The organism is Candidatus Sulfotelmatobacter sp. (genome assembly GCA_035498555.1).
Classification (GTDB): domain Bacteria; phylum Eisenbacteria; class RBG-16-71-46; order RBG-16-71-46; family RBG-16-71-46; genus DATKAB01.
Map to the genome: position 1 here is coordinate 1 of DATKAB010000061.1, position 19,133 is coordinate 19,133.

The following is a 19,133-nucleotide window of genomic DNA, read 5'->3' on the forward strand; positions in this document are numbered from 1 at the left end:
CTGGTCGCCAGCTTCCTGCTCCGCGCGACCATGCCCGCGAATGCCGGACCGCCGGCCCACTTCGGCGCGGCCGCGGTTTCTCCGGACATCGGCATCGGCGCGGCGGTCGTGCTCGAATTCGTCGGCACCTTCCTGCTCGTCAGCTCGGTCTGGGGAACCGCGGTGGACGAACGCGCGCCCAAGATCGGAGGCTTCGGCATCGGACTCACCGTGCTGATGGTGATCCTGGCGATCGGACCGCTCACCGGCTCGGCGCTCAATCCGGCCCGCGCCTTCGGAGCGGCGGTCGTGAATGGCGACCTCACGAACCAGTGGGTCTGGTGGGTCGGCCCGCTGCTCGGCGGCGCCGCGGCGGCATGGATCTATTCGAGCGTGGTGCTCAAGCGCTCCTGAGGAAGGGCGTCACGGGCACCCCGTTCAGGGGGTCGTTCCCGACCTCAAGTCGCTTGCGGGGTGGGGCCGATAACAGCTTGCAGGCTGGCGAACTGCCGGCCCGACTCTCCCCTTCTGGAGCCCCCTGATGCAACTCCGGCGGATGAACACCGCTCCCCGCGGATTCGATCCCGAACGAGGCCTGCCCTCGGGCTTCTGGGCGTTCTACCAGCCTCTCCACCACGCCTTCACTCCGCGCCAGCAGGCGCTCGCCGGCCGGCGCACCGAGGCGTTGAACGCAGCGCACGCCGGCCGACTCCCCGACCACCTGCCCCCTTCGCCCGCCACCACCTCGAGCTGGAAGATCTCCGTGCCTGCCTGGTGCCGGGACCAGCGCAATCAGATGACCGGTCCGGCCGACGATGCCGAGCTGGTGGTCAAAATGCTCAACTCGGGCGCTCCCGGCGTGATGCTGGACCTCGAGGATTCGATGGCGAACGCCTGGCCCAACCTCATGACCGGTGTCCACAACATCCTCTCGGCGCTCCAGGGCGAACTGACCTACGAGGACCGGAAACGCGGCCGGACGGTGGGCATCAGCCCCTCCTCGACGGTGATCTGGAACCGCGTGCGCGGGCTCCATCTTTCCCAGGCCGGCCTGCTGCCCGGCGACGGGCTCACCTCGGCCACCCTCTTCGACCTCGCGCTGATCTGCCATCAGGTGGAATTCGACAAGCTCCGCCATCCGCTCTGCATCTACGTCCCCAAGTCGGAGTCGGCCGAGGAGGCGCTGTGGTGGCGCGACGTGTTCCAGGCGGTGGCGGTGGCGCGGGGCTGGCGCTCCGACGCCATCAAGTGCATGGCGCTGGTCGAGTCGCATCCGCTCGCCTATCAGATGGAAGAGTTCCTCTGGAACCTTCGCGAGCACATCCTGGGCCTGAATCTCGGTCGCTGGGATTATATGGCCAGCCTCATCCATTTCACGCTCGCCGATCCCGAGTGGATCCTGCCCGACCGCAACACCATTCCTCATGACGTGCCCTTCTTCCAGCGCGTGCGCAACCTGATGGTCGAGATCTGCCACCGGCGCGACGCACTGGCGATCGGCGGCATGACCGCGCTCTATCCGAGCCGCGAGGATGCCGAGCTCAACGCGCGCGCCCTCGCCGTGCTCGAGCAGGACAAGCGCAACGAGGCCGCGTGCTTCATGGACGGCGCCTGGACCGGTCATCCCGACCAGAACGCGATCGCGGTCGCCCAGTTTCCGACGCCAAACCAGATGGACCGCCGGCCGGGAGGCGAGCGTTATCCCGACCTGCGGCCGCGGCCCACCGGTGTGGGCCGGCGCAGCGTCGCCGGCACCCGGGCGGCGATGCGCACCACGATCCGTTACCGGAACGGCGTGTTGAACGGCCGCGGCGCGAGCCTGCTCGACGGTTACATGGAGGATCTCGCCACCGATCGGATCTATCGTCTGATGGTGGCGCAGCGCATGCGCCATTTCGCGGCGGCGCCCATCGCGGGCGAGGACGGTTCGCCGGTCGCGCACACCGCCGAATTCGTACACCAGGGCTACGCCGCGGAGCTCCAGCGGCTGATCAACGAGCTGCCGCTCGGCAAGGACGCCGGCAACGAGACCACGTTGCGCGAGGCCTGCGCCAACACTGAAACCCTGATTCGCGAGGGCTGGTTCAACCCGGTCTGACCCGCTATCCCTTTCGAGCCGCGATTCACGATCGCGGGACGCCGCGCACGGAGATCACGCCATGTCGAACGCCAGGAGCGCTTCCGAGATTCAGCACAGCTGGGCCCATGACGCGCGATGGAAAGGCATCGTGCGCCACTACGGCGTCGAGGATGTGGTGCGCCTGCGCGGGACGCTGCACGTCGAGCACACGCTGGCGCGGTTGGGCGCGAGCCGGCTGTGGGAGAGCCTCAGCTCGCGACCGCCGGTGCGCGCCCTGGGCGCGCTGACCGGCAATCAGGCGGTCGAGATGGCGGCGGCCGGGCTCCAGGGCATCTACCTTTCCGGCTGGCAGGTGGCGGCCGATGCCAACAGCGCGGGTCAGATGTATCCGGATCAGAGCCTCTATCCGGTGGACAGCGTGCCGCAGGTGGTCCGACGCATCAACCACGCGCTCCAGCGCGCCGATCAGGTCGCGCATCTGAACGGCGAGACCGGCGTGGACTGGTTCGTGCCGATCGTGGCCGACGCCGAGGCCGGCTTCGGCGGCGATCTCAATGCCTTCGAGCTGATGAAGGCGATGATCGAGGCCGGAGCCGCTGGGGTTCACTTCGAGGATCAGCTTGCCTCGGCCAAGAAGTGCGGGCACATGGGTGGCAAGGTGCTGGTGCCGACACGCGAATTCGTGCAGAAGCTGCAGTCCGCGCGCCTGGCCGCCGACGTGCTGGACGTTCCCACCGTGCTGATCGCGCGCACCGACGCCGGCAGCGCCACGTTCATCACCAGCGACGTGGACGAGCGCGACCGTCTCTTCCTCGCGGGATCGCGCACCCCGGAGGGCTTCCACGCCGTACGCCATGGTCTCGACGCCGCCATCGCCCGCGGCCTGGCGTATGCTCCCTACGCGGACATGCTGTGGTGCGAGACTTCCACGCCCGACGTCGAGGAGGCGCGCCGCTTCGCCGCCGGGATCCACGCGCGTTTCCCGGGCAAGCTGCTGGCCTACAATTGCTCACCCTCCTTCAATTGGTCGCGACACCTGACGCGCGACGCCATCGCGAGCTTCCAGCGCGATCTGGCGGCGATGGGCTACGTCTTCCAATTCGTGACGCTTGCCGGCTTCCACGCGCTCAACCTCTCGATGTTCGAGCTGGCGCTGGGCTATCGCGATCACGGGATGGCGGCCTACGCGACTCTCCAGGATCGCGAATTCGATCTGCAGAAGTCCGACGGCTACGCGGCGGTCAGGCACCAGAGCTTCGTGGGCACCGGCTACTTCGACGCGGTGGCCACGGCGGTGAGTCAGGGTGCATCCTCGGTGCGGGCGCTGAAGGGTTCCACCGAAGAACACCAGTTCTAGCCGCGGCCCGCGGGCTGAGCCTCGCCGTGCTCGCGGCGCTGACCTCCGCCCCGGCCCGGCCGGCCCACGCCACGCCTCTCGATCGGCCCGCCCGCGGCATCCACCTCACCCGCGTCGCGAGCGGTCTCGATCGGCCGGTCCATCTGACCGGGGCGCCGGGCGACGCGCGACTGTTCGTGGTCGAGCAGACCGGCCGGATTCGCGTGATCGAGAACGGCCGGCTGCTTCCCGAACCTTTCCTCGATCTCAGCGATTCCGTGGGTCGCGGGAGCGAACGCGGGCTGTTGAGCGTCGCCTTCCATCCGAGGTTCGCCACCAATGGCCGACTGTTCGTCGACTACACCGACCGTCGCGGTGACACCCGGGTGGTGCGCTACGCGGTGACCGCTGACCGTTCGCGCGTCGACCCCGGCAGCGAGCTTCCGATCCTCCGCGTCGAGCAGCCGTTCGCGAATCACAACGGTGGCCACGTCCTGTTCGGCCCCGACGGCATGCTCTACGTCGGCATGGGAGATGGCGGCAGCGGCGGCGATCCCGGCAATCGCGCCCAGAACCTGCGAACGCTGCTCGGCAAGCTGCTCCGGCTCGACGTGGATCACGGCGAGCCTTACACCATCCCTCCCGACAATCCATTCGTCGGGCGTCCCGACGCGCTGCCCGAGATCTGGGCCCGCGGGCTGCGCAATCCGTGGCGTCTGACCTTCGACGCCCGGAGCCAGCTCCTCTATATCGGCGACGTCGGTCAGAACCGCTGGGAGGAGGTGGACGTGGCCCGCGCGAGTCGTCCCGGCCTCGACTACGGCTGGAGGCTGTTCGAGGGCACGCACGGCTACCGTCGCGAAGCGCTCGAGCCGGACAGCCTCGTCTTCCCACTCGTCGAGTATCCTCACGACGAAGGCTGTTCGATCATCGGCGGAGTCGTGTATCGGGGCAGCCGGGTCCGCATCCTGCGCGGCGCCTATCTCTACGCCGACTACTGCCGCGGCTGGCTTCGGAGCTTTCGCGTGGTGGGCGGGCGCGCCGAGGAACGGCACGAGTGGCGGATCCAGTCCCCCGGCCCGATCAGCTCGTTCGGCGTCGACGATCAGGGCGAGGTCTACGTCATCGGTTACGACGGCACCGTGGATCGCATCGATCCCGGGGATTGATCGTGGAAGGCGGCGAGCTTCTGCTCGGCCCCGCGTGCCGGCCCAATTAGGTCGACTCCCCGGCTGGTCGGGGCACATCGTAATGGGGCATCTTTCGAAACGTCCGCAGGTGATCGACCCCGACCCTGGAGCCCGGCACTCGGGGCCAGGAAAAGGAGTCTCGAATGGCCCCGGCGCTTTCGTGCGGACGCTCGCCCCGCCTCGAATCCATCGCCACCGCGCTGCCCCCCCACCGCTATCCCCAGTCCGCAATCAAGGCCGCTGCCGCTGCGATGTTTCTTCCCGCGATGGACGAAGTCGACCACCGGCTGCTCAGCGTGTTCGACACCGCCGGAATCGAAACGCGCCACTTCTGCATGCCGCTCGAGTGGTACGCGTCGGAGCGCGAATTCGCCGAATCGAATCGCAGCTACATCGAGAGCGCGATCGAGCTGGCGAGCCGAGCCGCTCTCGACGCGCTGGAGCAGGCCGGCCTCGGCCCCGCCGACGTCGATCACTTCGTCTATGTCTCGACCACCGGGCTCGCCACTCCGAGCATTGACGCGCGGCTGATGAACCGGCTGCCGTTCCGCTCCGACTTGCGGCGCACGCCGATCTGGGGCCTGGGCTGCGCCGGTGGCGCCGCCGGGCTCGCCCGCGCGGCCGAGCTGGCGCAGGGTTCGCCGGGCTCGCGCGTGCTGCTGGTCGCGCTCGAGCTGTGCAGCCTCACCTTTCAGCGCGGCGATCTGGATCGGCGCAACCTGGTCGCCGCCTCGCTGTTCTCCGATGGCGCGGCCGCCGCCGTGATCACCGGCTCCGATGCGCGCCCCGCACCCGGGCGCCTTCGCCCTCCGGTGGCGTTGCGCGCCGCGCGCAGCACGCTGTGGCCCGACACGCTCGATGTCATGGGCTGGGACATCGATGGGCACGGACTGCACGTCATCTTCTCGCGCGACATTCCCACGATCGTGCGCGAGCGCGTGCGGCCCAATCTCGAGAGTTTTCTCGCCGAGTCGGCGCTCGAGCTCGACGGTCTCCACCATTTGCTCGCCCATCCCGGCGGGCCTCGGGTGCTGGCCGCCTACGCCGAAGCGCTGGGGTGGGATCCGTGTCGCTTCCGGCATTCGCGCGAGGTGCTCGCCAATTGCGGCAACATGTCGTCGCCCACCTGTCTGTTCGTGCTCGAACGCGCCTGGCGTGCCGGTGATCTGCGCGCCGGCGAACCGGCGGTGGTGACCGCGCTGGGGCCGGGTTTCGCTTCCGAATCGGTATTGCTGGAGTCGCTGCCGGATTGAGCTCGTCTCCGATTCCCTGGGCCGGCTTCCTCGTCTTCCTCGCTCTCCTGCTCGGCGAGCGCCTGTTCGAGCTGCGGCTCGCGGCGCGCCACCTCCCCTCGCTTCGCGCGCGCGGCGCGGTCGAGTTCGGCGCCGGCCACTATCCGGCCGTCGTGCTGCTGCACGCGCTGTTCCCGATCGCCATCCTGGCCGAGATCCTGGCCGGCGCGCGTCCGCCCCACGGCTGGGCGTGGCTGCTGGCGCCGATCGCGCTCGCAGAGTGGCTGCGCGCCGCCTCGATTCGCACGCTCAAGCATCGCTGGCACGTCCGCATCTGGGTCCTCCCGGGCGAAAAGCCGGTGCGCACCGGCATCTATCGCCGGCTCGCCCATCCCAACTATCTGGGTGTAGTGATCGAGATGGCGGCGCTGCCGCTGCTGTTCGGCGCCTGGCGCACCGCGCTGGTCGCGTCGGCGATCAACGCGGCGCTGCTGGCGATCCGGATTCCCGCCGAGTCACGCGCGCTGCGCTGGGCCGGCGAGCAGGTGGGAAGCGCGGCGCGCTGAGCACGAGGCGCCCCTGGAGCGGGCGGTCGCCGCTAGCGGGCCGCCACCGCTTCGGGTTGCCCGCTCGGGCGCGTCGGAGTCTCGGCCCGCTCGAGCACCTTGAGCACGAGAATGGTGACGTCGTCCTGCGGCTCGAGGCCGTCGAGGAAGTCCCGCAGCTCCGCCATCAGCCGGTCGGCGATCTCGCGGGCGGTCAGCTCGCGCGACAGGCCCTCGACCAGCTCGTAGACGCGCGAATCCCCGAACAACTGCCCGAGCGCGTTCTGCGCTTCACTCACGCCATCCGTGTACAGCACCGCGACGTCGCCGGGCACCAGGGCGATCTCGCTCTGTTCGTAGGGGGTGTGCTCCATGATGCCCAGCACCGTGCCGCCGCGCTCGAGGAAGATGCGCTGGCCGCCGCGCCGCAGGATCACCGGCCAGTTGTGGCCGGCGTTGGAAAACGTCATGCGCAGGCTGCGGGCGTCGATGCGGGCGAGAAAGAAAGTCGCAAACTGATTGATGGCGGTGCTGCGGTAGAGGAGCGAGTTGATATTGCGCAGCATCTCCCCCACCGGGGCCAATCCGCTCGACTGGGTGCGGAGTGAGGCCTGGAGCATCGCCGACAGTAGCGCGGCCGGCATCCCCTTCCCCGACACGTCGCCGATCGCCACCAGATAGCCCTCGTCGCCGCTCGGCACCACGTCGTAGAAATCGCCGCCCACGTACCGGGAGGGCTGATAGAGCGCGTAGACCTCGCAGCGCGGGATGACCGGGAACTCCGAGAGCAGCGAAGCGCGCTGGATCTGTCGCGCCAGATTGAGCTCCTCCTCGACGCGGGCCACCGCGACGCGATCGCGGAGCAGCACCGCGTTCTGCAGCGACACCGCCACCTGAGCGGCGAGCGTGGTGAGCAGGCTGACGTCCTCGGAGGTGTACGGGGTGCCGGTGAGCTTGGAGCCGAGCAGGAGCGCGCCGACCAGCTCGGCGCGCCAGCGGAGCGGCACCAGCAACGTGGCGCCGCAGGCGGCGAGCACATCCTGTTCCTCGAGCGTCAATCCCTCGACCCGATCCGACAGGCGGTAGCTGGTTTGCCGGGCCGAGACGCGCGGCAGGATCTCGCCGAGCCGGCGCAGGGTGGTGGGCTCGATCGGCGCGCCGGCCCCGGTGTGCACCACGCTCTGCCCCGGCGTCAGCGCCAGCACGTGCGCACGGCGAAGCAGCAGCGTGTCCGACACGGTGCGAATGGTGCGGGACAGCAGCTCGTCCAACTCGATCGTGGTCTGTAGATCGCGGCCCAGCTGGCGCAGCACGTTCCGGTAGTCGGTGGGGTCGCGCAGCAGCATCTGATCCACCAGCTCCTCGAGTCGCCCGATCGCCGGCTGGAAGAGCGCGAGCCCCATCACCAACAGCACGGGATCGAAGATGCGCGAATCCACGCCGGTCGAGACGGTGATCATTCGCCCCAGCGGCTGGAGCACGGCGAGGTAGAGCCCGACCAACGCACCAGATGCCAGCGCATAAAGGATCGCGCGCCGCGCGAGCAGCCGGGTGTCGAGGAACTTGTAGCGAACGATCGAGTAGGCGATCGACCCGGGCCCGAGCGTGAGGGCGGCGATGGTGAGCCCGGCGCGCAGATCCTCGCTCAGTCGCCAGTTGAAGAGCTGGGGAATGATGGTGGCGAAGCTGTATCCCACCATGCTGGCCGAGAGCCCGACGGTGATCACGCGGAGCTGCTGGCGGATGCGCGGCACGGTGGCGCGCCGCAGGCTCCCGATCAGGAGCCCGATCGCCGCCAGGCCGAAGCCGAGATTGACCAGCGAGAACAGGGCGCGATGGACCAGCAGGAACAGCCGCAGGAAGACGCCGGCGACACCGAGCAGCGAGCTCGCGTAGCGCAGGATCCCGACTTCCGGCAACTTGAAGCTCGGCACCCCGAAGGAGAGCGCCACCGCCAGCAGGAAATGGAAGGTGTGGGGCAGGAAGACCAGGGTGACGAACCCCGGAATCCAGCCCTTGCCGCTCTCCGGCAAGCGCCGCCGCGCAAACCCGCGCTCCTCGGGAAAGATGCTGGCGAACAGGAACAGCGACGGGAAGAAGAATTCCCAGACGTAGGAGAGATTTTCGAGGATGCCCGCGGTCGCCGCGGTGCGCGCCCCGCCTCGCGCCGCCATGAAGCTCGCCGCGGCCAGCACCGCGCCGACGCCGCCGAAGAACAGCATCGTCGCCACCACGCGATTGAGGCGGTAGCGCGGATTCTCGCGGAGGATGATGAGTCCCAGCAGGAAGACCAGCCCGCCCAGCGAGAAATTGAGCGTGGAGAGAAGAAGATACGAACTCATCGGCCTCCGAGCCTGGGTATCCGGTTCCCGGTCGAGGGGCCGGACGAGGCGTAGGAGTGTTTCGTGCCCTCGAACGGGCGTCAAGCATGCTACGCAGGATGCGACGCCAGCGCTGCGCCAAACGTTCGGCGCCCCCGACCAGCGTACCCGGCCAAAGGACGAGCGCCCCGGGAGCCGCGGCCCCCGGGGCGCCGTCCGTCAACTGCCGGGGCCTAATGGATCAATGCAACCCGCAGGCCCACCGTCCGTCCGCCCGCCGCGGCCTGGACGAAGTAGACGCCGGAGCCCACCGTCGTTCCATTGGCGTCCTTGCCGTCCCACACGATCGGATAGCGTCCGGCCGCGAATTCACCGCTCGCGAGCGTGCGAACCAATGCGCCTCTCACGTCGTGCACACGCAGCTCCACTGGCCCCCGCTGCGGGAGCGCCAGCTCCAGCCGCGCGGCGCTGCGTGCCGGATTGGCTCCGATGAAGCGCAGCCCCAGAGCTTCGGGCTGTCGCAGAGTCTCCACACCCGTGACCGGAGCGACGATCGAGAACGGCCCGGCGAACGCCGATCCCAGGTAGCCCTGATCGTCGTAGGCGGCGAGCTGGAGCATTCCCCGAGTCGTCGCCTCGGGCGCCACGTGCCAGGCCATGGAATGGCCGGTGACCGCGGTGGCGATGCGCGACCAGTGGATGCCGCCATCCTCCGAGTACCACAGGTCGTAATGCGTGGCGGGGCCGTCCGCCGCGTCCTGCCAGGTGAGCGGCACCGAGGAGCCGGCCGAGTAGGGCGCCGGTCCGCCGACGTACAGAATCGGCTTCAGCACGCGGATCGTGTCCCGCGCGCTGAACCAGGTCTGCCCGGCGACCTCGCCGATCAACTCGACCGGCGAGAACTTGCCCTCGGTGAGCGCCGGGAGCAGCGCGAATCGCGAGAAGCTGAACACCGCCTGGCCGGGCGGATAGTCCACCGGGACGCTGTCGGCGATCGCCACCGTCCCCTGCATGCGAACGCTGGCCGGGTCGATGTCGTGTGGGTCGAGCCCGCTCGGCGGGGTCACCGTACCGTGCACGTAAGTCGGGCCGCTCAGGCTGTTGACGATGTCGGGGTCCACCATCAGCGACGCCGACGCGACTCCGACGTGCAGCGCGACCGGCACGTCGATGGAGGGTTGCTGGAGATCGTTGCTCGAGACGTGCAGGTTGCCGGCGTAGTCGCCGTCGGCGAGCCCGTTGGCGTCGAAGTGCACGACCACCGTGTCGCGGCCGCCGGCCGGGGTGACGCCCGACGAGCGATTGATGCTCATCCACTGCGGGGTGCGCGAGATCCGGACCCTGAGGTTGTCGTGCACGTAGTCGGCGTTGTACACGACCTGCAGGCCGTCGGTGCCGTCGGCGTTCTGAATGCCGATCGTGGCCTCGTTGATGCGCGTGCTCTGCATGCTCAGGTACTGATACTCGATCGTGCCGTTGGGATAGAGCAGGACCTCATAGGTGTACGGGCCGCCCGAGCTGAAGTGGGCGACGTTCTGGAACTCGATGATGAACTTCGTCCCGTCGAAGTAGGAGAACGCCTGGCCCGAAGCCGCGAAGTTCTGATCGTCCCAAAACGGCGCCACCAGATTGAACGGCGCGCCGGCGTCGGGAAGCGGCGTATTGGTGTACGAGTCGAGCGTGCTGGTGAAGCTCAGGAACCCGTTGCTGCAGATGTTGAAGGTGTTGAACGCGTTCCCGTAGAGACTGAACGCGAACGGCAGCGGGAACGGCCCCAGGGTCTGGTCGTCGCTGTTGAGCGGAATCACGGTTCCCACGCCGGAGATCTCCTGCCAGGCGAAGGTCGGACCGCCCGGCGAATCGCTGTCGATCCAGCGATAGCCGAACGTGTCGGGGCCGCCGGAAGCCTGCGTGACGGGATTGCCGGGCGGGCTCGGGTCGTTCTTGCTCGACTCCGGCAGCAGCGCGTGTCGCGACGCCGGCGATGCGAGCAGGGTCGAGCTCGCGCGCGCGACGCGGGCGAGGGTGGCGACCTGAGCCGCATCGGGAGCGACCGGCGCGGGGCGACGCGCAGCCGCGGTGGAGGCGGCCGGGGCGGCCGAGGGCTTCGCGACCCGCCCCGCGGAGGCGCCGGCCAGGCTCGCGTCCAGCGACCAGGTGAGGTCGCTGCCGCCGGTGTTGGAGATCACCAGCAGCCTGTCGGCGGTTTGCGCCACCGGGCCCAGGGTCGTGGCCAGCGCGACATGGAGGCTGCCCGGCGCCACGCCGATCTCGGGCGGCGTCACACCGGTGCCACTCACTGGCACCGCCAGGTCCGGCGTGTCGGGATCGTCGCTCGAGATATGGAGATTGCCGCTGTACGGCTGCGCCAGGCCGGGGTTGAAGCCGACGTAGACGACCGCGCTGCTCAGCGGACCGATATTGAAGCTGGTCTGGTCCACGCCGAACGCACCGTTGTCGCTGGTGATGTTCGTGACGTGCAGCAGATCGGTTCCAACGTTCTGCACCGTGAGCTGACGCAACTGCGGCGCTCCGATGTAGACGTTGTTGAACGCCACGCTGGTGGGAACCGTCGCGATGTCGGGGACGCCGATCACGGTCAGGCGGCACGGCACATCCCGTTGCGGCAGGATCGGATCGTTGCCGGTGAGCCGCACCGCGCCGAGATAGTTGCCCCCGAACAGCCCGGCGGCGTTGAAGCCGACGGTCAGATCCATGTGGGAGCCGGGCGGCACGCTGCCCGAATCAGGCGTCACGGTGAGGAAACGGGCCGGCGGGCGGAATTGCACCGCCAGATTGTCGTGCACGTAGCTGGTGTTGAAGGCCGCCTGAAGTCCGTCGCTCCGGTCGGCGTTCTGGATTCCGACGGTGGCGCTGTTGAGCGTGGTGGACTGCATGGACAGGTATTGGTAGACGATTCGGCCGTCCGGATAGAGCAGGATTTCGAAGGTGTTGGGCTCGGTTTCCCCGTATCGGGGGGCGCCGAAGTACTCGATGATCAGCCGCGCGCCGTCGTTGTAATAGTAGGTGCGCGGCGTGGTGCCGAAGTTCATGTCGTCCCAGAACACCGCCAGCAGATTCTCGGGCACGCCCGCACCATTGTTCGGGATCGCGGAATTGGTGTAGGTCGTGACGTTGCTGGTGAACGACACGAACCCGTTGGTGCAAATCCGGAACGAATTGAACGTCGTCCCATAGAACGGGAACTGGAACCCGACCGGGAACGTGCCGGCGTTGGCATCGTCCCCCGTCAACGGGATCTGGGTGCCGACCCCGGTGATGTCCACCCAGTTGAAGGTCGGCCCGCCGGGCTCGTCGCTGTCCTGGTAGGTGTAGCCGAAGACGTCCGGTCCCCCGTGACTGGTGGCCGAAGGTCCGTGCTGCAGGTCGGGCTGCCCCTTCTGGAGCGGAAGGTTGTCGGCGTCGTGCTTGACGACCGAGCTGCCCTGCGACGTGATGATGGCTTCCGCGCTGAACGTGTAGTTCGAGCCGCCGTTGTTGGTGATGCGCAGATTGCGACTGGTGGCGGTGTTGGTGTTCAGGGTCACCGCCAGCGATTCGGGATCCACGCTGAAACTCGGGGCGGGCACCGCGTTCCCCGTCACCATCACCGGCTCGTTGGGTTGATCGGGATCGTTGCTGGCGATGGTCAGTGTCGCATTGCTGCTGGATACCGTGGTCGGGTGGTAGGTCACAGTGACGTTCTGCGCCCCCGACGGATTCAGAGAGAACGTGGTCGGACTCGCGCTGACGTAGGGATCGTCGCTGGCGATACCCGTCACCTGGAGGACGTCGGTGCCCGGGTTGGAGACCACGAGCGTCCGGGTCGGCGACGAGCCCACGAACACCGTGCCGAACGGGATCGAGGCCGGATTGACCGCGATATCGGGCGCGCCGATGACGTGGAGCTGCGCGCTCAGCGGCAGAGGACTTCCGTCGGGATCGTTGCTCAGCACATTGATGGTGCCGTTGAAGATCCCGCCGGTCAGCCCGCTGGCGTCGAAGTGCACCTGGAGCGGCAGGCTGTGGCCGGCCAGAATCCGCCCCGAAGTGGGTGTCACCGAGAGCCACTGGGGAATGGCGAAGATCCGCACCGCGAGATTGTCGTGCAGATAGGTGGTGTTGAACGCGACGTTGAGTCCGTTGGCGGCGGTCTGATCCTGAATGCCGACCGTGGCGCTGTTGGTGGGGTCGCCCAGCGATAGGTACTGGTATCGAATCTCGCCCGACGGGTAGAGGATCGCCTCGAACGTGTAGCTTCCACCGGCGCTGTAGTGCGGAATCGCCACCCACTCGACGATGAATCGCGAGCCGTCGTTGTAGGTGTAGACACGCTGGAGCGTGCCGAAGTCCATGTCGTCCCACATCGGCGCGATCAGGTTGGGCGGTGCGCCCACGTTCGGAAGCATCTGGTTGTCGTACGGCGCGGCGGAGCCGCTCAGCGTGATGAAGCCGTTGGTGCAGATCCGGAGCGTGCTGAAGGTGCTCCCGTAGAACGGGAAGCTGAAGCCGATCGTGACCGGCGCCGACAGGTTGTCGTCGCCGCTGAGCGCGTTCAGCGCTCCGACCCCGGTGATGTCCACCCAGCTGAACGGCGGGCCGCCCGGCTCGTCGCTGTCCACCCAGCGATAGCCGAAGCCATCCGGGCCACCGGAGCCGGTGATGACCGGCGGACCGACGCGATGGTCGCCGGCGGTCTTGACGTAGGGCTGGTAGGGATTCACGACCTGTGGATGCGAGGTCGAGAGCATGGGCGTCGGGATCGTGAAGTCGAGCGTCCCCTCCGCGGTGTTGGAGAGCGTCAGGGTCTGACTGTCGGTGGCGCCGGTGAGCAGCGTGGAGCTGAACGAGGTCGGCGAGGCGTCGATGTTCGGAATCCCGAGGGTGGTGCCGCTCGCGACGTTCGAGAGATCGCCGGCATTGTTGAACTCGTCGTGTGCCTTGATCGCGAAGTAGTAGAGGGTATTGAACGCCAGCCCGGGGACCTCGAAGCTCTCGGCCGAGCCCGCCGGCTGTGGATCGGGGCTGGGCACGAGGGTTGCGGAGCTGAAATTGCCGGCATTGATCGGCGCGGTCGAGTAGCGCAGCTCGTAGCTCGAGGCCCGTCCGGTGTTGCCGTCGTCTCCCGGCGCCGTCCACGCGAGCGTGATCGAATTGGACGCCAGATCGGAAACGTGCAGGTCGATGACGGCCGCCGGCGGAGTGCTGTCGGGCTCCGCGATCGGCATGAACGCGTTCAATCGGCCGTTGCTCAGCACCCGGCCGGTGAGCTGCGGCTTGACGTCGGCGAAGTGCAGGATCAGATCCTTGATCTGCAGGTTGGTGAGCCCGGGCAACCGGCCCATCGCCAGCGCCACTGCACCCGACACGTGCGGAGTCGCCATCGAGGTGCCGGAGAGCAGCTGATAGCCGCCACCCGGCTGACACGACAGGATGTCCACACCCGGCGCCGCGATGTCGACGGTAGTGGCGCCGTAGTTCGAGAAGCTCGCCAGGTTGTCATTGTTGTCGGTGGCCGCCACCGCGATGATGTAAGGCGTGTCGTAGGTGGCGGGATAGAACGGCGTGACGTCGTTGTCGGATCCGGCGTTGCCGGCCGCCGCACAGAACAGCTGCCCCGCCGCGCCGGCGGCATTGATGGCGTCGAGCAGCGCCTGCGAGAAGCCGCCGCCGCCCCACGAGTTGCTCGTCAGCCGGCAGCCCACCGCGATCGCATACTGGACCGCTGCGATCGCGCCGTCGGTCGTGCCGGACCCGCTGGCGTTGAGGAACTTGATCGCGACCAGCTTGGCCCGCCAGTTGACGCCGACCACGCCGACGCCGTTGTTGCCGATTCCGGCAATGGTGCCCGAGCAGTGAGAGCCGTGCCCGTTGTCGTCGAACGGGTCGCCGTCGCTGTTGGCGAAATCGTAGCCATGCACGTCGTCCACGTAGCCATCGCCGTCGTCATCGATGCCGTTGCCGGGGATCTCGCCCGGGTTGGTCCAGACATTGGCGGCCAGGTCCGGGTGGTTGTAGTCGATGCCGGTGTCGATCACGCCGACCATCAGGTTGGGATCTCCGGTGTAGACGTCCCACGCGTTGGTGGCGTGGATGTCGGCGCCGGGAGTGCCTCCGGTCTGCCCGGTGTTGTGCATGCCGTAGAGCTGCGGAAAGAGCGGATCGTTCGGAGTGACGTCGGCATGCCAGATGTAGTTGGGCTCGACGTACTCGACGCGCGGATCGGACTTGTAGCGAGCGATCGCCTGCTCGACGGTCACCCCGTCCGGCAGCTTCACGGCCTCCGCGCGGATGAATTCGAAGCTGCGCATCGGCGTGGCGCGCATGTCCGAGAGCAGCGACGTTCGCTGCTGCTTCGCGACCCCGGTTCGATACTTGATGATCAGCTGGCCCGGAACGTATTCGTGAGTCGGCACGGCCGCGCCGGCGACCGATGCGGTCAGTGCGAGCAGCGCGAGAGCGGAAACGAAGAGCCGGCGGAGGGGAGGCGACATGGGGGGTTCTCCTGAGGGAATGAAACGGTTCGAGGATGAATCGGGGATCGAGACCGGTTGCGGACTCAACCCATCAGGACCATGGCTTCTTGAGTTGTGAGCGAAAACGACTCCCGGCGATCGTCCTCCTCAGGGTGGTGGCTCAGTCGGGAAGATGAATCTCGCGAGTAGGAGTAGTCGCGGGGTCAGCTTCCGGTCAAGGAATAAAGCGCGCGGAGGGGCCGACGTAGAGGCACGCCAACCTTAGTTAGAGGGAGATAAACGGCGGCTCAGCGCCGGCCGCGGGCGCGGGACCGCTGCGGCCGGCGCGGGCGTTCGTAGCGAGCGGTCACCGTCGAAGTGATCCCGCCGCGAACGTTGAACTTCGCCACGACCAGCAGGCGACGCGGCCTCATCGCGCGCGCCAGATCGTCGCGGATCTGATTGGTCACCTGCTCGAAATAGTGGCCTTCGTTGCGGAACGACCACAGGTAGAGCTTCAGCGACTTGAGCTCGACGCAGGCTCGGTCCGGCGTGTAGATGACGACGATCGTGCCGAAATCCGGCTGGCCGGTGACCGGACAGAGCGCGGTGAACTCCGGGCAATCGTGCCGGATCACGTAGTCTCGATCGGGCGCGGGATTGGGAAAGGTGGCGAGCGTTCGACTGGGCTGGGTAGGCATCGTCGAGTCCGGGAACGGTCAGTGTCGGCGAACGGCGCCGATCGGGTCAAGGGAGCGCGCGGCTCCAGCTCGCATGCTAGACTCCTCCCCCGCCATGAAGCGCGTCTTCCTCGAAACCTACGGCTGCCAGATGAACGTGGCCGACAGCGAGACCATGGCCGGCGTGCTGGAAAAGGCCGGCCTGACCCTCACCGACCGTCCCGAAGAAGCCGACGCGGTGGTGCTCAACACCTGCGCGATCCGCGAGCACGCCGAACAGCGCGTGCTGGGCCGGCTCGGGGAGTTCGCCCGACTGAAACAGCGCAATCCCCGGCTGGTGGTGGGCGTGGCCGGCTGCATGGCTCAGCACCTCCGGAAGCGCCTGCTCGATTCGCGCTCGCGCGTTCTCGACCTGGTGGTGGGACCCGACGGCTATCGCCGCCTGCCCGAGCTGCTGCAGCGCGCCGCCCGCGAGCCGGTCGCCGAGATTCGGCTCGACCGCGACGAGACCTACGGCGATCTCGAGCCGAAGCGCGAGCCGGGAGTGCGCGCCTGGATCACGGCACAGCGTGGCTGCGACAAGTTCTGCAGTTTCTGCGTCGTGCCGTACACGCGCGGGCGCGAGCGGAGCCTGCCGCTCGAGGACCTGATCCGTCAGGTCGAGGGCGCAGTGGCGTCCGGCTATTCCGAGGTGGTCTTCCTCGGCCAGACCGTGAACTCCTATCACGACCGCACGCACGATTTCGCCGATCTGTTGCGCGCCGCCGACCGAGTGGCAGGCCTGAAGCGCATTCGCTTCACCTCGCCGCATCCCAGCGACATGAGCGATCGAGTGATCGCCGCGATCGCCGAGTGTCCGCGCGTCTGCCCGCAGGTGCATCTGCCGTTGCAATCCGCTTCGGACCGCATCCTCGAGTCCATGCGTCGCCCCTACAGCTTCGCGGAGTTCACCGAGGTGGTGTGCCGCCTCCGTTCCGCGATACCCGAGGTCGCGCTCTCGACCGACGTCATCGTCGGCTTCCCGGGCGAGGGCGAGCCCGAATTCCAGGCCACCGCGAGCGCGCTCCGCGAGATCCGCTTCGACAGCGCCTTCCTGTTCAAGTATTCGGCGCGCCCCGACACGCGCGCCTGGAAGTGGGAAGAAACCGTGAGCGAGGACGAGAAGGGCCGCCGCCTCGCCGAGCTGATCGAGCTGCAACACGGCATCTCGGGCGAGATCCACGATGCCTGGCTCGGACGCGAGGTCGAGGCACTGGTCGAGGGTCCCGCCCGCCGCGATCCCGGTCAGCTGTTCGGCCGCACCGCTCAATTCAAGGCGATCGTGTTCGGCGACGACGGCACGCCGGCCGGCACGCTCAAGCGCCTGCGGGTGGTGGGCGCCACGCCGGTGACGCTGTTCGGGGAGCCGGTCGCCACCCGCGCACCCGGCGCGCGGGTCACGATTCGCTGACCGATCGCGGGCCGCTCGCGGCCGCGCGAGCCTAAAACGCCGCGAGCTCTCGAATCGCCCGGGCGACGGTATCCTTCTGCGGCAGGATCACGTCTTCGAGCTGGGGCGCGTAGGCGACCGGCAAATCCTGAGCGCCGATGCGGCGCACCGGCGCGTCGAGATCCATGAAGCACTGGTCGGCGATGCGCGCCGCGACCTCGGCACCGAAACCGCAGAACAGTCCGTCCTCGTGCGCCACCACCACTCGGCCGGTCTTACGGACCGACCGGGCCACGCTCTCGAAGTCGAGCGGCTGGAGCGTGCGCAAATCGAGGATCTCGGTCTCGATCCCCTCCTCGGCCAGCTCCTGCGCGGCGAGGAAGCTGCGCTGCACCAGTGCGCCGTAGGTGACCAGGGTGACGTCGTCGCCCGGGCGCACCACACGCGCACGACCGAACGGCAGCGTGTAGTCGGGGCCCGGATACGGACCCTTGGCGTAGGGCTGGCGATAGAGATGCTTGTGCTCGAGGAACAACACCGGGTCCTCGCAGCGCAGCGCGGTGCGGAGGAGGCCGTTGGCGTCGGTGGCGTGGCTCGGCAGCACCACCCGCAGCCCCGGACAATGCGCGAAGATGCTCTCGCCGCACTGGCTGTGGTAGGGCGCGCCCCCGCGCAGGTAGCCGCCGTAGGCGGTGCGGATGATCACCGGGCACGAGAACATGTTGTTCGAGCGATAGCGCATGAATCCCAGCTCGTTTCGAATCTGCATCATCGCCGGCCAGATGTAGTCGAAGAACTGAATCTCAACTACCGGCTTCAATCCGCGCGTCGCCATACCCGTCGCGCGGCCAACAATCGCAGCCTCCGCCAGCGGAGAATTAAACACGCGGTCGTTACCGAACTCGCACTGCAAGCCAAAGGTGAGCTTGAAAACTCCGCCCTTGCCTTTGACTAACTTCTGTCGCAGATACTCTTCTCTACTGCAGTCGGCCACGTCCTCGCCGAAGATCACGATCCGCTCGTCGCGCTTCATCTCGTCGCGGAGCGTGGCGTTGATCAGGTCGGCCATGGTTTTGGTCGTCGGCTTCTTCGCATCAGCGGAGGGTTCAACTACCGCGGGCTGCGTATCAAAGGAAGATGAAGTCGGATCAACATCCGGCGAATACAGGAAATGCAACACCGACTCAGGCGCCGGCGGTAACGCTTCTAACGCACGATCGACCGCAGCCTGGAGCTCTGCGTCCACTTCTTTTTCCAGCTGATTAATACCTTTGTCGTCGAGGATACCTTCGCGCAGCAAGTACATTTGCGTCCGCGTGACGGGGTCACGTTGCGCATCGCGTTCCCGCTCCGACTCGGGACGATAGAGACGTTCATCATCGGACAACGAGTGCGAGTACGGACGAATGACGTGCGCATGCACAAACGCCGGGCCCAGCCCTTCGCGGCAATATTTTGCGGCGCGCTGGAAGGCCGCGTAACTGGCCATGGGATCGGTCCCGTCGACCTCCTCAAAATGGAAGTTGGGGAATCCCGAAACCAGGCGTGAAATGCTTCCGCCCGCTGTCTGCACTTCGACCGGAACGGAGATCGCATAACCGTTGTCTTCGACGCAGAAGATCACGGGCAGCTTGCCGAGCGCGGCAGCATTCAAGGCCTCCCAGAACTCGCCTTCGCTCGATGTGCCATCGCCGAGTGAAACGTAAGTGATTTCATCGCGCTGCGAGTTGACGTTCTTGAACTGGCGATAGTCCGTCACGCCGGAGGGAACTTCGGCCGCCTTGGTACGGCGCGAAAGATATCGTCCGCCTTCGGCGCAACCCACGGCTTGCAGAATTTGTGAGCCTGTCGGGGAAGACTGAGTCACGATATGCAGGCTTGGATAG

General features: G+C 67.5%; 11 protein-coding genes. 7 read left to right on the forward strand and 4 right to left on the reverse strand.

The features are described 5' to 3' along the window. From VMJ70_05720 to VMJ70_05745, 6 genes are all read left to right on the forward strand, one after another. Positions 1–393 (forward strand): aquaporin (locus tag VMJ70_05720; GenBank protein HTO90611.1); only part of this gene is annotated, 393 nt, incomplete at its 5' end. 127 nt (positions 394–520) lie between these two features. Next, positions 521–2,077, forward strand: a complete 1,557-nt coding sequence (locus VMJ70_05725) for a hypothetical protein (protein HTO90612.1) — start codon at positions 521–523, stop codon at positions 2,075–2,077. A 61-nt stretch (positions 2,078–2,138) separates the two neighbouring features. Further along, positions 2,139–3,416: an isocitrate lyase gene (gene aceA, locus VMJ70_05730; protein HTO90613.1), complete on the forward strand. Its 1,278-nt coding sequence runs from the start codon at positions 2,139–2,141 to the stop codon at positions 3,414–3,416. Between the two features lie 26 nt (positions 3,417–3,442). Next, positions 3,443–4,564, forward strand: coding sequence for a PQQ-dependent sugar dehydrogenase (locus VMJ70_05735; protein HTO90614.1), 1,122 nt, complete (start codon positions 3,443–3,445; stop codon positions 4,562–4,564). Between the two features lie 164 nt (positions 4,565–4,728). Further along, positions 4,729–5,838 (forward strand): 3-oxoacyl-[acyl-carrier-protein] synthase III C-terminal domain-containing protein, encoded by a 1,110-nt coding sequence (locus VMJ70_05740; protein ID HTO90615.1) that lies wholly within the window; start codon positions 4,729–4,731, stop codon positions 5,836–5,838. Further along, positions 5,835–6,383: an isoprenylcysteine carboxylmethyltransferase family protein gene (locus tag VMJ70_05745; protein HTO90616.1), complete on the forward strand. Its 549-nt coding sequence runs from the start codon at positions 5,835–5,837 to the stop codon at positions 6,381–6,383. Before VMJ70_05740 ends, VMJ70_05745 begins: the two co-directional genes overlap by 4 nt. 32 nt (positions 6,384–6,415) lie before the next feature. Here VMJ70_05745 and VMJ70_05750 read toward each other — a convergent pair whose 3' ends face one another. The 3 genes from VMJ70_05750 to queF form a co-directional block, all read right to left on the reverse strand. Further along, positions 6,416–8,704, reverse strand: a complete 2,289-nt coding sequence (locus tag VMJ70_05750; GenBank protein ID HTO90617.1) for a SpoIIE family protein phosphatase — start codon at positions 8,702–8,704, stop codon at positions 6,416–6,418. A gap of 212 nt (positions 8,705–8,916) precedes the next feature. After that, a complete protein-coding gene (locus tag VMJ70_05755) occupies positions 8,917–15,177 on the reverse strand; it encodes a S8 family serine peptidase (GenBank protein ID HTO90618.1) in 6,261 nt (2,086 codons plus the stop codon). A gap of 269 nt (positions 15,178–15,446) precedes the next feature. Continuing rightward, on the reverse strand, positions 15,447–15,839 hold the full coding sequence (gene queF, locus VMJ70_05760; GenBank protein ID HTO90619.1) for a preQ(1) synthase: 393 nt from the start codon (positions 15,837–15,839) through the stop codon (positions 15,447–15,449). A gap of 94 nt (positions 15,840–15,933) precedes the next feature. On the opposite strand from queF, the gene miaB reads away from it, so the two are divergent. Next, positions 15,934–17,268 (forward strand): tRNA (N6-isopentenyl adenosine(37)-C2)-methylthiotransferase MiaB, encoded by a 1,335-nt coding sequence (gene miaB / locus VMJ70_05765; protein ID HTO90620.1) that lies wholly within the window; start codon positions 15,934–15,936, stop codon positions 17,266–17,268. Between the two features lie 31 nt (positions 17,269–17,299). Here miaB and VMJ70_05770 read toward each other — a convergent pair. Further along, positions 17,300–19,133, reverse strand: a 1,834-nt coding sequence (locus tag VMJ70_05770; protein HTO90621.1) for a dehydrogenase E1 component subunit alpha/beta, incomplete at its 5' end; no start/stop codon positions are given.

What these genes read in the sequence shown, in the direction of transcription:
- VMJ70_05725 (HTO90612.1), top strand. Translation starts at nt 521, where the DNA reads ATGCAACTCCGGCGGATGAACACCGCTCCCCGCGGATTCGATCCCGAA.
- queF (HTO90619.1), bottom strand. Translation starts at nt 15,839, where the DNA reads ATGCCTACCCAGCCCAGTCGAACGCTCGCCACCTTTCCCAATCCCGCG.
- VMJ70_05750 (HTO90617.1), bottom strand. Translation starts at nt 8,704, where the DNA reads ATGAGTTCGTATCTTCTTCTCTCCACGCTCAATTTCTCGCTGGGCGGG.
- aceA (HTO90613.1), top strand. Translation starts at nt 2,139, where the DNA reads ATGTCGAACGCCAGGAGCGCTTCCGAGATTCAGCACAGCTGGGCCCAT.
- VMJ70_05740 (HTO90615.1), top strand. Translation starts at nt 4,729, where the DNA reads ATGGCCCCGGCGCTTTCGTGCGGACGCTCGCCCCGCCTCGAATCCATC.
- VMJ70_05755 (HTO90618.1), bottom strand. Translation starts at nt 15,177, where the DNA reads ATGTCGCCTCCCCTCCGCCGGCTCTTCGTTTCCGCTCTCGCGCTGCTC.
- miaB (HTO90620.1), top strand. Translation starts at nt 15,934, where the DNA reads ATGAAGCGCGTCTTCCTCGAAACCTACGGCTGCCAGATGAACGTGGCC.